General features: G+C 45.3%; 23 protein-coding genes. 21 read left to right on the top strand and 2 right to left on the bottom strand.

Annotation, left to right across the window (positions count from 1 at the left end; all coding sequences use genetic code 11):
- Nucleotides 1-157: 157 nt before the first annotated feature.
- The gene (locus tag V7K41_RS23605; RefSeq protein ID WP_334852153.1) at nt 158-634 is read left to right on the top strand and encodes a GNAT family N-acetyltransferase; all 477 of its coding nucleotides are present in this window, start codon (nt 158-160) and stop codon (nt 632-634) included.
- A 35-nt stretch (nt 635-669) separates the two neighbouring features.
- Here V7K41_RS23605 and V7K41_RS23610 read toward each other — a convergent pair whose 3' ends face one another.
- A complete protein-coding gene (locus V7K41_RS23610; RefSeq protein ID WP_334852154.1) occupies nt 670-1,146 on the bottom strand; it encodes an NAD(P)H-quinone oxidoreductase subunit N in 477 nt (158 codons plus the stop codon).
- Nucleotides 1,147-1,742: 596 nt separating this feature from the next.
- Nucleotides 1,743-1,898, bottom strand: a complete 156-nt coding sequence (locus tag V7K41_RS23615; RefSeq protein WP_334852155.1) for a hypothetical protein — start codon at nt 1,896-1,898, stop codon at nt 1,743-1,745.
- 280 nt (nt 1,899-2,178) lie between these two features.
- Here V7K41_RS23615 and rplC point away from each other — a divergent pair, with 280 nt between their 5' ends.
- The 20 genes from rplC (at nt 2,179) to V7K41_RS23715 (ending at nt 13,537) form a co-directional block, all read left to right on the top strand.
- Nucleotides 2,179-2,811 (top strand): 50S ribosomal protein L3, encoded by a 633-nt coding sequence (gene rplC, locus V7K41_RS23620; RefSeq protein WP_334852157.1) that lies wholly within the window; start codon nt 2,179-2,181, stop codon nt 2,809-2,811.
- A gap of 133 nt (nt 2,812-2,944) precedes the next feature.
- The gene (rplD, locus tag V7K41_RS23625; RefSeq protein ID WP_334852249.1) at nt 2,945-3,583 is read left to right on the top strand and encodes a 50S ribosomal protein L4; all 639 of its coding nucleotides are present in this window, start codon (nt 2,945-2,947) and stop codon (nt 3,581-3,583) included.
- Nucleotides 3,576-3,890 (top strand): 50S ribosomal protein L23, encoded by a 315-nt coding sequence (locus V7K41_RS23630; protein WP_069070779.1) that lies wholly within the window; start codon nt 3,576-3,578, stop codon nt 3,888-3,890. Before rplD ends, V7K41_RS23630 begins: the two co-directional genes overlap by 8 nt.
- 130 nt (nt 3,891-4,020) lie before the next feature.
- Complete coding sequence (gene rplB, locus V7K41_RS23635) at nt 4,021-4,884, top strand: 50S ribosomal protein L2 (RefSeq protein WP_292864134.1); 864 nt, start codon at nt 4,021-4,023, stop codon at nt 4,882-4,884.
- Between the two features lie 145 nt (nt 4,885-5,029).
- A complete protein-coding gene (gene rpsS, locus V7K41_RS23640) occupies nt 5,030-5,308 on the top strand; it encodes a 30S ribosomal protein S19 (RefSeq protein ID WP_012410721.1) in 279 nt (92 codons plus the stop codon).
- A gap of 80 nt (nt 5,309-5,388) precedes the next feature.
- Nucleotides 5,389-5,745 (top strand): 50S ribosomal protein L22, encoded by a 357-nt coding sequence (gene rplV / locus V7K41_RS23645; RefSeq protein ID WP_069070777.1) that lies wholly within the window; start codon nt 5,389-5,391, stop codon nt 5,743-5,745.
- 54 nt (nt 5,746-5,799) lie between these two features.
- Nucleotides 5,800-6,582: a 30S ribosomal protein S3 gene (gene rpsC, locus V7K41_RS23650; RefSeq protein ID WP_334852161.1), complete on the top strand. Its 783-nt coding sequence runs from the start codon at nt 5,800-5,802 to the stop codon at nt 6,580-6,582.
- An 88-nt stretch (nt 6,583-6,670) separates the two neighbouring features.
- Nucleotides 6,671-7,096, top strand: coding sequence for a 50S ribosomal protein L16 (rplP, locus tag V7K41_RS23655; protein WP_273765839.1), 426 nt, complete (start codon nt 6,671-6,673; stop codon nt 7,094-7,096).
- Nucleotides 7,097-7,099: 3 nt separating this feature from the next.
- On the top strand, nt 7,100-7,327 hold the full coding sequence (gene rpmC / locus V7K41_RS23660) for a 50S ribosomal protein L29 (RefSeq protein ID WP_069070774.1): 228 nt from the start codon (nt 7,100-7,102) through the stop codon (nt 7,325-7,327).
- Nucleotides 7,328-7,333: 6 nt separating this feature from the next.
- Nucleotides 7,334-7,582: a 30S ribosomal protein S17 gene (gene rpsQ / locus V7K41_RS23665; protein ID WP_094349093.1), complete on the top strand. Its 249-nt coding sequence runs from the start codon at nt 7,334-7,336 to the stop codon at nt 7,580-7,582.
- Between the two features lie 46 nt (nt 7,583-7,628).
- Nucleotides 7,629-7,997: a 50S ribosomal protein L14 gene (gene rplN, locus V7K41_RS23670; protein ID WP_069070772.1), complete on the top strand. Its 369-nt coding sequence runs from the start codon at nt 7,629-7,631 to the stop codon at nt 7,995-7,997.
- Nucleotides 7,997-8,350, top strand: a complete 354-nt coding sequence (rplX, locus tag V7K41_RS23675) for a 50S ribosomal protein L24 (RefSeq protein WP_334852164.1) — start codon at nt 7,997-7,999, stop codon at nt 8,348-8,350. The genes rplN and rplX overlap by 1 nt, the downstream gene beginning before the upstream one ends.
- 83 nt (nt 8,351-8,433) lie before the next feature.
- On the top strand, nt 8,434-8,982 hold the full coding sequence (gene rplE / locus V7K41_RS23680; RefSeq protein ID WP_292864125.1) for a 50S ribosomal protein L5: 549 nt from the start codon (nt 8,434-8,436) through the stop codon (nt 8,980-8,982).
- A gap of 20 nt (nt 8,983-9,002) precedes the next feature.
- Nucleotides 9,003-9,404, top strand: a complete 402-nt coding sequence (rpsH, locus tag V7K41_RS23685; RefSeq protein WP_094349096.1) for a 30S ribosomal protein S8 — start codon at nt 9,003-9,005, stop codon at nt 9,402-9,404.
- Between the two features lie 114 nt (nt 9,405-9,518).
- On the top strand, nt 9,519-10,067 hold the full coding sequence (rplF, locus tag V7K41_RS23690; RefSeq protein WP_334852166.1) for a 50S ribosomal protein L6: 549 nt from the start codon (nt 9,519-9,521) through the stop codon (nt 10,065-10,067).
- Between the two features lie 2 nt (nt 10,068-10,069).
- Complete coding sequence (gene rplR / locus V7K41_RS23695; RefSeq protein ID WP_099101131.1) at nt 10,070-10,432, top strand: 50S ribosomal protein L18; 363 nt, start codon at nt 10,070-10,072, stop codon at nt 10,430-10,432.
- A 92-nt stretch (nt 10,433-10,524) separates the two neighbouring features.
- Nucleotides 10,525-11,052, top strand: a complete 528-nt coding sequence (rpsE, locus tag V7K41_RS23700; protein WP_334852168.1) for a 30S ribosomal protein S5 — start codon at nt 10,525-10,527, stop codon at nt 11,050-11,052.
- 99 nt (nt 11,053-11,151) lie between these two features.
- Entirely contained in the window at nt 11,152-11,595 is a 444-nt protein-coding gene (gene rplO / locus V7K41_RS23705; protein ID WP_334852170.1) for a 50S ribosomal protein L15, read from the top strand.
- 74 nt (nt 11,596-11,669) lie between these two features.
- A complete protein-coding gene (gene secY, locus V7K41_RS23710) occupies nt 11,670-12,980 on the top strand; it encodes a preprotein translocase subunit SecY (RefSeq protein WP_334852171.1) in 1,311 nt (436 codons plus the stop codon).
- 2 nt (nt 12,981-12,982) lie between these two features.
- Nucleotides 12,983-13,537, top strand: coding sequence for an adenylate kinase (locus V7K41_RS23715; RefSeq protein ID WP_334852173.1), 555 nt, complete (start codon nt 12,983-12,985; stop codon nt 13,535-13,537).
- The last annotated feature ends 28 nt before the right edge of the window (nt 13,538-13,565 follow it).

Raw genomic sequence — 13,565 nt, forward strand, 5'->3', positions numbered from 1 at the left:
CCAAACCAGCGCTTTCCCAATGCTAAAAACAAAGTTTTCCAAAGTTTATGATGCTTAGGGTCAACAAAACGATACTCTTGGCTGAGTAAGTGAATAAAAACTAATACCTCACTGCAAGGCATTCTTTCTTGTTTGTGCTTTTTGTGCTTGAAAGCTTATGCTGATCCGCCCCGCCACAATAACTGACGTACCCGCAGTTCTACCAATGGTTGCCAAAATTTGTGCTTTGCATGAGTCTTGGGATTCCGCCAAGTATGGTTTTTTACCGCATCCAGAACAGCGTTATGAGCAATGGTTAATGCGTTTGGCAAATAGCGATGGACGCAGTATATTTCTAGTATCCGAAAATGAAGGGCAAATTGTAGGGTTTCTGGTGGCAACAGTTGAGCGAGAAATACCAATTTACCGGTTACAGGAATTTGCTTTTATTCATGATATCTGGGTCGAGCCAGAATATCGCCAAAACGGAATTGCGCGGCAGATGGTGATGCTAAGTGTTGAACGCTTTCATCAGATGGGCGTCAAGCAAATTCGTCTAGATACAGCAATTGCTAACGAGGCTTCACGGCGGTTATTTGCATCTTGTGGTTTTCGATTCAGCATTATTGAAATGCTGATTGAATTAAGTCATTAGTCATAAGCAAATGACTAATGACTAATGACAAAGGACTAACTAGCTAACAGAGTTTTTTCTAGAGAAGTCCAACGGAAAGAGCGATCGCCACCCCTCTCAATAATTACTCTCACTCGTGGTTCTAGTTGAGGCAAATTTGTCAAATACTCAAGTTCCTGATTTGAAAGAATATGCCCTTCAATAATCCACAAGACCAGCCCCTTAGACTTTGGAGGTAGCTGTTCTAAATGAGAATTGAGAATTGGTGGCAGATAGTACACTTGACCGACTGCCGCACCGCTACCAGTACTTTTTTTACCAAGATGAGGAGGTCTGACTCCATGAATTCTTGTGAGATACGCAGCTACATCACCCAGTCCTTTAGCAGTAATGTGGAGGGTAGTATAGCCAGCTGCCCGTAGTCGGCGCTGATATCGACCTTCATAACCCCCTTCCAGAGGTACATACACCCCAAGAGCGCCAAACTTTTCCAGATCGCGGATTAAACCGTTGCCAGTGGTAATTAGTGCCATAGATTTTCGTCTTATCCCACTTAGATATCTCTATTATTTACCCTGAACTGATAGATTAAAAGCATTTTCTTTGGTCATTAGTCATTTGTCATTGGTCATCTGTCATTGGTCATCTGTCATTGGTCATTTGTCATTGGTCATTTGTCATTGGTCATCTGTCATTTGTCAAGAGTTAGGAATTCTCTCTCTGCTCCCCTGCTCCCTGCTCCCCTGCCTCTTCCCACACTCCCTAAAAATAGCTCTATAAATTACTGGACAAACATAAATAAATAATTTATATTATTAGATTGTGACCAAACACGCAAATTAGGTTGACTTTTTACTGTCATTCTGAAGTAGTGTTAGCATCAAAAGCTGATGACTTAATCCAAATTGGATAATCTAACTCAGAGCGATCGTAGACTGGTAAACTAAGAAAGCTTTCAGGTCAACATTAGAGCTTATGGAAGAATAACCAAAGTTAATCCTAAGCTCCAAGGTACGTTTACTCCTATGCCTCTAAAAAAGCAGGCAAAAGCTTAAACAATAGTTTAAGGTGTTTAAGGAAGTAAAGACTGAGCAGCAATGTTGGTTTCATGGCATTACGTCAGTCTCAGTTAACGGATACTGGGCGGTAATAACCGCTTAAGTCCAACTGCAACACGGCAGTAGCCAATCTCCGGGAAGCCGCCCTTTGGGCGTGTAAAAATCGGAAAACCCGCCGACAGCGCTGCCTCTAGAAAGTGCCAGAGCAATTGCTTGGACGAAAGCATTGCTGCACACAGCTTAAAACTGTAGCGCCTTGCATTGATTCCAGAAGTTACTCCTTCCCAACGGGAAGAGACTTGTGGCTGTTCTAGGGATCTAATGAGTGAAGCTAAACAGATTCACCAAGCAGTAGGGACACAGTTTGTTGTGTCCGAAAGCATTTGGAGCGGTTTACTAAAGCCATTCCAAATTTCGCAGGCTAACTCAAGCTAAACTGATGCGTACAAAGCGTGTCCTCTAGAGTCCAATTCCAAGGTCAGCAAGTAGAAAGGAGAACCAGTTACTGTGTCTGTAGGTATTCTCGGCACCAAGCTGGGTATGACCCAAATATTTGACGAAGCAGGAGTGTCTATTCCTGTAACTGTCATTCAAGCAGGGCCATGCACCGTTACACAAGTTAAAACGAAAGAAACCGATGGTTACTTTGCCATTCAAGTTGGTTATGGCGAAGTCAAACCCAAGGCACTAAACAGACCATTATTGGGCCATTTGGCTAAATCATCTGCCCCAGCATTGCGTCACTTAAATGAATATCACACCGATAGCTCTAGTGATTATGCTTTAGGTCAAGAGATTAAAGCAGATATTTTTAGCGCTGGTCAAATTGTTGATGTCGTCGGTACAAGCATCGGTCGCGGCTTTGCGGGAAACCAGAAGCGCAACAACTTTGGTCGCGGGCCAATGTCACACGGTTCCAAAAACCACAGAGCACCCGGTTCTATTGGTGCTGGTACAACACCCGGTCGTGTCTATCCAGGTAAGCGGATGGCAGGGCGTTTAGGTGGAAAACGTATTACAATCCGCAAACTGACCATAGTGCAAGTTGACCCAGAACGCAACTTATTGCTAATTAAGGGAGCCATTCCTGGCAAACCAGGCGCTCTAGTAAGTGTTGTGCCTGCAAAAAGAGTGGGATAGTCATTAGTCATTAGTTATTGGTCATTAGTCATTGGTCATTAGTCAATTAGTTAAAGGACAAAGGACAAATGACACAGGACAAATGACACAGGACAAATGGCAAAAGACAAATGACAAAGGACAGATAACAAACATGGTTGAAAGCGTAGTTAAAAATTGGCAAGGAGAACAGGTCGGCGAGACGACCTTCGAGTTGCGCACTGCCAAGGAAGGAACAGCGTCTCATATTGTGCACCGCGCTTTAGTACGGCAATTGACTAATGCTCGTCAAGGAAATGCCAGTACAAAAACTCGTTCGGAAGTCAGAGGTGGCGGTCGTAAACCTTGGCGACAAAAAGGTACTGGTCGCGCTCGTGCAGGGTCTATTCGTTCACCATTGTGGCGTGGTGGTGGTGTGATTTTTGGGCCAAAGCCCAGAGACTTCAACCTGAAGTTGAACCGCAAAGAGCGACGTTTAGCACTGCGGACAGCATTTGCCAGCCGCATTGACGACTTGATCGTAGTAGAAGAATTTAGTACCGAGCTATCTCGCCCGAAGACTAAAGAATTAGTGGCAGCGCTTGCCCGTTGGGGAGTAGTACCAGAAAGCAAGTCACTGTTAATTTTGTCTGAAATTGCGGATAAAGATAACGTTTATTTATCAGCCCGCAACATTGAAAATTTAAAACTAATTGCAGCCGACCAGCTAAATGTTTTTGATTTACTGCACGCTGACAAAATTGTAGTTACGGCATCAGCCCTAGAAAAAATTCAGGAGGTCTACAGTGCCTAGCTTTGACCCCCGCGACCTTGCCGACTTAGTACGTCGCCCAATCGTCACCGAGAAAGCGACCATCTTGATGGAGCAAAACAAGTACACCTTTGAAGTAATTCCAAAGGCATCTAAGCCAGAAATTAAGGCTGCGATCGAAGATTTGTTTCAGGTCAAGGTTGTAAAAGTCAACACCACCCTACCACCGCGTAAAAAGCGGCGCGTTGGTAAATTTATTGGTTATAAACCCCAATATAAGCGAGCCATTGTCACGGTCGCACCTGGGGATGAAGACAAGATTAGACAAGTTCTATTCCCAGAAGTCTAAAAAAGTTGTGAGTTAGGAGTTAAGAGTTATGAGTTACTACGCTCAAAACTTAGCACTCAAAATTTCAAACTCAGCACTCAACACGGGCTAAACGCCCCGCTTCCGCTAACAGCACTCAGCACTTAAAAATATGGGTACTCGTTCTTATCGCCCTTATACCCCCAGCACTCGCCAAGTTACAATCTCTGACTTTGCCGAAATTACCAGAAGCGAACCAGAGAAATCCCTAACAACCTCGAAGCATCGCGCCAAAGGTCGGAATAATCACGGACGGATTACTAGTCGTCGCCGGGGTGGCGGACACAAACAGCTTTATCGGATCATCGATTTTAAAAGGGATAAACATAATATTCCTGCCAAAGTTGCAGCAATTGAATACGATCCTAACCGCAACGCCCGAATTGCCCTTTTGTATTACCAAGACGGCGAAAAACGGTACATCCTTCACCCCAACGGGTTGAAAGTTGGAACAATAATTATTTCTGGACCGGAAGCTCCTTTTGAAGATGGTAATGCCTTACCGCTCTCAAAGATTCCTTTGGGTACTAGTGTTCACAACGTAGAATTCACTCCTGGTAAAGGTGGTCAAATTGTACGTGCTGCTGGTGCTAGCGCCCAAGTTGTGGCAAAAGAAGGTAATTACGTAACTCTCAAGTTGCCCTCAGGAGAAGTCCGCTTGATTCGACGTGAGTGCTACGCCACCATTGGGCAAGTAGGCAACACCGATGCGAGAAACCTGAGTGCAGGTAAAGCCGGACGAAATCGCTGGAAAGGTCGCCGTCCTAAAGTTAGGGGTAGCGTCATGAACCCAGTGGATCACCCACATGGTGGTGGTGAAGGTAGAGCGCCCATCGGTAGATCGGGGCCTGTTACACCTTGGGGTAAACCCACATTGGGTGCGAAGACACGCAATCGCAAGAAACTTAGTAGCAAGTTGATTGTGCGTCGTCGTCGTAAGTCTTCTAAACGCGGTCGCGGTGGTCGTGAGTCTTAATTAGTAATGAGTACCGAGTAACGAGTGCTGAGTGGAATTCTCAAACTCAACACTTAAAACTCAAGACTCAAAACTTGAGACTCAAAACTTGAGACTCGAAACTTAAAACTCAAAACTCAGCACTCAGAACTCAGCACTTAAAAATATGGGTCGTTCTCTAAAAAAAGGTCCCTTCGTTGCGGATCATCTCCTAAAGAAAATTGAAAAGCTCAACGACAACAACAGAAAAGAAGTTATTAAAACTTGGTCACGAGCTTCGACAATTTTGCCCCTAATGGTAGGTCATACCATAGCTGTTCACAACGGACGCCAACACGTTCCAGTTTTTGTAAATGAACAGATGGTAGGACACAAGTTAGGTGAATTTGCCCCAACACGTACTTACAGGGGTCATGGAAAAAGCGACAAAAAAGCGGGTAGGTAGTCATTAGTTATTAGTCATTAGTCATTAGCTAAAGACAAGTGACAAATGACCAGTGACAAATGACAAAATTGGAGAAAATTATGGCTACTAATACTACTGAAGTAAAAGCGATCGCTCGTTTTATCCGCATCTCGGCCTATAAAGTGCGTCGGGTACTCGATCAAATCCGGGGGCGATCGTACCGAGAAGCATTAATCATCCTGGAATTCATGCCCTATCGTGCCACTGAACCCATATTGAAGGTTCTCAGAAGCGCTGCTGCCAATGCCGAACACAACGCTGGGTTAGATCGGACTCAACTAGTGATTACTCAGGCTTATGCCGATCAAGGGCCGCCGTTGAAGCGGTTCCAGCCAAGAGCGCAAGGTCGAGCTTACCAAATTCGCAAGCCGACGTGTCATATTACTGTGGCTGTTGCAGCCGCCCCAGAAAAATAAGCTTTTTTTACAGGAATAAATTGCGTAAAGTCAGAAATTTTAGAGGAAGCATTCGTGGGACAAAAGATTCATCCAGTTGGTTTTCGCCTGGGTATTACACATGAACATCAATCCCGTTGGTTTGCTGTTCCCGATCGCTATCCAGAACTTCTCCAAGAAGACCACAAACTCCGTCAATACATAGAACAAAAGCTGGGTAGACTCGCTCAAAACAACGCCGGAATTTCCGAGGTGCGGATTGAGCGCAAAGCTGACCAAATCGACTTAGAAGTACGCACAGCTAGACCAGGCGTAGTCGTGGGTCGTGGTGGACAAGGTATCGAATCCTTACGTACTGGACTCCAAGGATTGTTGGGTAGCAATCGTCAAATTCGCATCAACGTAGTTGAAGTGCAACGAGTTGATGCTGATGCCTACCTAATTGCCGAATACATTGCTCAACAATTGGAACGCCGGGTTTCCTTTCGGCGGGTAGTACGGCAATCGATTCAGCGTGCCCAACGCGCTGGTGTCCAAGGTATTAAAATCCAAGTCAGCGGTCGGCTCAACGGTGCAGAAATTGCCCGGACAGAGTGGACTCGTGAAGGTAGAGTACCTTTACATACCTTACGGGCTGACATTGACTACTCTTATTGCACAGCAAAAACTGTTTACGGCATTTTGGGTATCAAAGTATGGGTGTTTAAAGGGGAAATTATTCCTGGACAAGAAGAAACACCCCTACCACCAGCCAGCCGTGATCGCGAACGCGAACCCCGCGATCGCGAACGCGAACCCCGTCGCCGTCAACAACAACGTCGTCGCCAGCAATTTGAAGACCGCTCGAACGAAGGATAAATCGTCATTAGTCATTAGTCATTAATCATTAGCAAATGGCAGATGACAAATAGACAAAGGACAAATGACAAATGACAAGTAACAAACTATGTTAAGCCCTAGAAGAACTAAATTCCGCAAACAACAGCGCGGACGGATGGAGGGACTAGCCACCCGTGGTAGCACTCTCAACTTCGGTGATTTTGCACTCCAAGCGCAAGAACCTGCTTGGATTACCTCGCGGCAAATCGAGGCTTCTCGTCGGGCAATGACCCGTTATATTCGTCGGGGTGGACAAATCTGGATTCGGATTTTCCCTGATAAACCTGTAACCATGCGTCCTGCTGAAACCCGGATGGGTTCTGGTAAAGGTTCGCCAGAGTTTTGGGTAGCTGTAGTCAAACCAGGGCGAATTTTGTTTGAAATCGGTGGGGTTTCTGAAGAAATCGCTCGTGAAGCTATGCGCTTGGCTTCATTTAAACTGCCCATTAAAACTAAGTTTATTGTGCGTTCTCAACCACAGGAGCAGGAGTAGCTTATGCCTCTTCCCAAGATTTCAGAAGCTAGAGAATTAAGTGACGAGAAGCTATCTGATGAAATTGTCGCGATCAAAAGACAGCTATTCCAGTTACGCTTGCAAAAAGCCACCAGACAATTAGAAAAGCCCCACCAGTTCCGACAAATGCGCCACCGCCTAGCCCAATTGCTGACGCTAGAAACAGAACGCAAACGGGCAGCAAGTCAATCGGCTAAAGAAGAAAAGTAGGAGATTATGGCAGTCAAAGAACGAGTTGGCTTGGTAGTGAGCGATAAAATGCAAAAAACTGTGGTAGTCGCCATAGAAAACCGCGCTCCTCACCCCAAGTACGGCAAGATTGTGGTTAACACCCAACGATATAAGGTTCACGACGAAGAAAATCAGTGTAAAGTAGGCGATCGCGTTCGCATTCAGGAAACTAGACCCCTGAGTAAAACCAAGCGCTGGAAAATCACAGAAGTCCTGAACGTCAAGCCTACATAAACCTCATCGTTGTTAGTTTCTAACAACATTACAAGGGAGAATAATTGTGATTCAACCCCAGACTTACCTGAATGTCGCAGATAATAGCGGCGCCCGCAAACTGATGTGCATCCGCATCTTGGGTGGAGGCAACCGCCGCTATGGTTTTATCGGCGATAAAATTATCGCAGTTGTCAAAGATGCTACACCCAACATGGCTGTAAAAAAGTCTGATGTTGTAGAAGCAGTAATTGTCAGAACTCGGAAAGCTGTAAGTCGTGACAGCGGCATGAGCATTCGCTTTGATGATAACGCCGCTGTAATCATCAACAAAGACGGTAATCCCAGAGGCACACGGGTTTTTGGCCCAGTTGCACGGGAACTGCGTGATAAAAACTTTACCAAAATTGTTTCTCTGGCTCCGGAGGTGCTTTAATGGCAGCCAAACAGGGTACGCCCAAAGTATTCCACAAAATGCACGTCAAAACTGGCGATACCGTACAAGTGATTGCTGGCAAAGACAAAGGAAAGGTTGGTGAAATTATCCAAGCACTTCCTCAACTGAGTAAAGTCATCGTCAAAGGTGTCAACATAAAGACCAAGCACGTCAAACCCCAGCAAGAAGGGGAATCAGGGCGAATTATTACCCAAGAATTCCCGATTCATAGCTCCAATGTGATGCTTTATTCCACCAAGCAAAACGTTGCCAGTCGTGTTGGTTACACCTTTACCTCAGAAGGCAAAAAAGTCAGGAAACTCAAAAAAACTGGCGAAATTCTGGATAAATAGTCATTGGTCATTGGTCATTAGTCAAAAGACAAAGGACAATAAAAGTTCCCTGACCAAGCCCAGGGATATCAGGACAAAAAACTATGGCGACAACAAGACTCAAAACCTTATATCAAGAGACAATCGTCCCCAAACTGATCGATCAGTTTCAATATACCAACGTTCATCAAGTACCGAAGTTGGTAAAGGTTACGATTAACCGAGGTTTGGGTGAAGCAGCTCAAAATGCGAAGTCACTAGAGGCATCCATCAACGAGATTGCCGTGGTAACAGGTCAAAAACCAGTGGTGACACGGGCGAAAAAGGCGATCGCTGGCTTTAAGATTCGTCAAGGGATGCCTGTGGGGATCATGGTGACACTCAGAGCTGAACGGATGTATGCCTTTTTCGATCGGTTAGTTAGCTTGTCACTACCCAGAATTCGAGATTTTCGCGGCGTTAGCCCTAAAAGCTTTGACGGACGCGGTAACTACACTCTGGGTGTGAGAGAACAGCTAATTTTTCCAGAAGTCGAATACGACAGCATCGATCAAGTGCGTGGGATGGATATTTCCATCATCACCACAGCAAAAAACGACGAAGAGGGACGCGCCTTACTTAAAGAATTAGGAATGCCCTTTCGCGATCAATAAGTTCATCTATAGAGGGAACGATGGCGGCTAACGACACAATTGCAGATATGCTGACGCGCATCCGCAATGCCAACCTGGCGCGGCATCAAACTACACAAGTGCCAGCGACAAAATTGACCCGGAGCATTGCCAAAGTGCTACGGGAGGAAGGCTTTATTGCTGAAATCGAAGAAGCAGAAGAAGGGGTAAAACGCAATCTGGTGATTTCCCTGAAATACAAAGGTAAAAACCGTCAGCCTCTGATCACCGCCTTAAAGCGGGTCAGCAAGCCTGGCTTGCGTGTTTATTCCAATCGAAAAGAATTACCAAGGGTACTAGGCGGCATTGGCATTGCCATTATTTCTACATCCAGTGGCATTATGACTGACCGCGAAGCGCGGCGTCAGAACTTGGGTGGCGAAGTACTTTGTTACGTTTGGTAGTCATTGGTCATTAGTCATTTGTCATTAGTCATTAGTCATTTGTTATTAGTGAAAGACAAAGGACAAAGGACAAAGGACAAATAACAACGGACAAATAACAAAGGACAAAAAGTCATGTCTCGTATTGGTAAACGTCCAATTACTATTCCTGCCAAAGTTCAAGTGGCGATCGATGGTACGAATATTGTGGTGAAAGGCCCGAAAGGAGAACTTTCTCGCACTCTAGCAGCGAATGTTTCACTCTCCCAAGAAGGAGAAATATTACAAGTAAACCGTCGAGATGAAACTCGTACCTCAAAGCAACTGCACGGCTTGAGCCGGACTTTAGTTGCCAACATGGTCGAGGGAGTTTCCCAAGGTTTTCAGCGCCGTTTGGAAATCCAAGGTGTTGGTTACAGGGCACAAATTCAAGGGCGTAACCTAGTTTTAAATATGGGTTACAGCCATCAGGTGCAAATTGAACCACCAGATGGAATTCAGTTTGCAGTAGAAGGTACCACTAACGTCATTGTCAGTGGCTATGACAAAGAAATTGTAGGTAACACAGCCGCCAAAATTCGTGCCGTTCGTCCACCAGAACCTTACAAAGGTAAAGGCATTCGCTATGCCGGTGAAGTGGTCAGACGAAAAGCTGGTAAGACTGGTAAGGGTGGTAAGAAGTAGAAATGAAACTTACTCGTAGAGAATCAAAAAACCGTCGTCATCGACGCGTTCGTGGCAAAGTGATTGGCTCCCCAGAACGTCCGCGTTTAGCGGTATTTCGTTCTAATGAGCATATTTATGCCCAGATAATTGATGATACTCAGCATCAAACCATAGTGGCAGCATCGACTGTAGAACCAGAGTTGAAATCTAGTTTAGCGTCATGTGCAAACCGCGATGCATCGGTGCAAGTTGGGAAGTTGATCGCAGTGCGATCGCTAGAAAAAGGCATTACCAAAGTAGTCTTCGATCGCGGTGGTAACTTATATCATGGTCGTGTCAAAGCACTAGCTGATGCAGCACGCGAAGCTGGTTTAGATTTCTAAATTGTCCTTTGTCATTTGTCCTTTGTCCCTTGTATAAGAGCTAATGACTAATGACTAATGACTAATGACTAATGACAAAAGAGGCATAAATTATGGCAACAGAGCGTAAAAGTAGAACAAAGCGTGCCAAAAAAGAAGAAACCACTTGGCAAGAGCGGGTTATCCAAATCCGACGCGTAAGTAAAGTCGTCAAAGGTGGTAAGAAACTCAGCTTCCGAGCGATCGTTGTCGTTGGTAACGAACGCGGTCAGGTTGGTGTCGGCGTAGGCAAAGCTTCAGATGTAATTGGCGCAGTTAAAAAAGGCGTAGCCGACGGCAAAAAACACCTCATTGATATCCCAATCACCAAATCCAACTCCATCCCCCATCCGATTAATGGTGTCGGTGGCGGTGCAAAAGTGATTATGCGTCCAGCAGCACCTGGTACTGGGGTAATTGCTGGTGGTGCTGTGCGAACTGTGTTGGAATTAGCAGGAGTTCGTAACATTTTAGCCAAGCAACTAGGCTCCAATAATCCTCTCAATAATGCTAGAGCCGCAGTTAATGCCTTATCTACACTGCGTACCCTTTCTGAAGTCGCCGAAGATCGCGGTATTCCTATTCAAAATCTCTACATCTAACTAGTCATTTGTCCTTAGTCAGTAGTCCTTTGTTCTGAACAAATGACAAACGACAATGACAAATGACAAATGACAAATGACAAATGACATTTTTAGCTTATGAGACTCCATGATGTTAAGCCGCAAAAAGGCTCAAAGAAACGCAAGAAGCGCGTAGCCAGAGGTATTTCTGCTGGTCAAGGTGCTAGTGCCGGTCTAGGTATGCGGGGTCAAAAATCTCGTTCTGGTAGTGGAACTCGACCAGGTTTTGAAGGTGGTCAACAGCCATTGTACCGCCGCTTACCTAAGCTGAAGGGCTTTCCGATTATTAATCAGAAGATTTACACTACGATTAATGTAGAGAAGCTAGCCTCCCTTCCCGCTAATACGGAAGTAACTTTGACCTCATTGAAAGCCGCAGGTATCCTGACTGCTGTCAAAGGGCCATTGAAAATTTTAGGTAACGGGGAATTGAGCATTCCGCTCAAAGTACAAGCGGCAGCTTTCACAGGTTCAGCTCGTAGCAAAATTGAGGCAGCTGGGGGGAGTTGTGAAGTCTTATGAGTGAGCCGGAACAGCGCACTTAAATGCAAGCCAACTCGCTGCCAGTGCTTGGTTCACTATAAAGGTAGCACTCTATGATCAGTCGAGATAAAGCCCCAACGGCTCAAGAAACTTTTATGCAGATGGCACAGGCAGCTGGCCTCAGAGGTAGGCTGCTTGTCACTGTCGGTATTTTGATTTTGGTTCGCCTGGGTATCTTCTTACCCGTGCCAGGGATTGATAGACCGAGATTTGCCGAAGCCATATCGGGGAGTAATTCCATATTTGGCTTATTGGATATATTTTCTGGGCGAGGACTTTCGACTTTGGGAGTCTTTGCTTTAGGGATTTTACCCTTCATTAATGCGTCTATTATCATTCAGTTGCTCACAGCTGCAATTCCATCTTTAGAAAATTTACAGAAAAATGAAGGGGAAGCCGGTCGGCGAAAAATATCGCAAATTACCCGCTATGTAACTGTAGGTTGGGCAATTCTACAAAGTACAGCTTTTTCGGCATTATTCCTCCAGCAATTCGCCCTAAAGCCAGGGCCCATATTTGTAGCTGAAACTGCGATCGCTCTGACTGCTGGTTCTATGTTCGTCATGTGGGCATCAGAACTGATTACAGAACGAGGCATAGGGAACGGAGCATCATTGTTGATTTTTGTCAACATTGTCGCTTCATTACCAAAAGCTTTAGGCGATACCATCGACTTGGTGCAAGTCGGTGGTCGGGAAGCAGTGGGTCGAGTGATCGTACTGATCTTAGTTTTCCTAGCAACAATTGTTGGTATTGTGATTGTCCAAGAAGGAATGCGCCGCATCCCAATTATTTCGGCTCGTCGCCAAGTAGGTCGGCGAGTTTTGGCAGAGCAGCGTAGCTATCTACCCCTGCGGCTCAATCAAGGCGGCGTGATGCCAATTATTTTTGCTGCTGCCATCCTCAGTTTGCCACTGCTGATCGCCAATTTTACTAAAAATGCCGACTTGGCGAATATAGTTAACACTTATTTGAGTCCAGGCGGTTCTAGCTCCTGGGTCTATGCCTTGGTCTACATGATTTCCATTATTTTCTTTAGCTACTTCTATTCTTCGTTGATTCTCAACCCAGTAGATGTAGCCCAGAACTTGAAGAAAATGGGTTCTAGTATTCCTGGAATTCGTCCCGGCAAGGCAACTAGCGAGTATATCGAACGCGTGTCCAATCGACTCACTTTTTTGGGTGCGATCTTTTTAGGCTTCGTTGCTATTATCCCGACAGCCGTGGAAAGCGCTTTGAATGTGAAAACTTTCCGGGGAATAGGTGCAACCTCTTTGTTAATTTTAGTTGGTGTGGCAATTGAGACAGCCAAGCAAGTCCAAACTTATGTCATCTCTCAGCGCTATGAAGGAATGGTGAAATAATAGTGACGCGATTAATCTTCTTGGGGCCACCTGGAGCGGGTAAAGGAACACAAGCTCAAACCTTGGCTGAACACTTGAATATTCCCCATATTTCTACTGGTGAAATATTAAGACAAGCTATGAAAGAGCAGACTCCTTTAGGAATCAAAGCTCAAAGCTATGTTGATAGCGGCGAGTTAGTACCCGACCAGCTAGTGCAGGACTTGGTACAGGAGCGCCTCAATCGACCAGATGCCAAAAATGGTTGGATTCTGGATGGATTTCCCCGAAAAGTGACCCAAGCAGCTTTTCTGGAGAAGTTACTGGAAGCAATACATCAAGGTGGCGAAAGGGTAGTCAATTTAGATGCACCAGATGAAATTGTGATCGCGCGTTTGCTAGCTAGAGGACGAAAAGATGATACCGAAGAGGTGATTCGTCGTCGTTTAGAAGTGTACCGCGCTGAAACTGCACCTTTAATTGATTATTATGGCGATCGCAAAAAACTCCTAACAGTCAATGGCAATCAATCCCAAGAAGATGTCACTGGTGAATTACAAAAGGTAATCGCTTCCTGAAAAGAAGGGAAGTAGGGAGTATAGAATT

Source organism: Nostoc sp. (genome assembly GCF_036917415.1).
Classification (GTDB): domain Bacteria; phylum Cyanobacteriota; class Cyanobacteriia; order Cyanobacteriales; family Nostocaceae; genus Nostoc.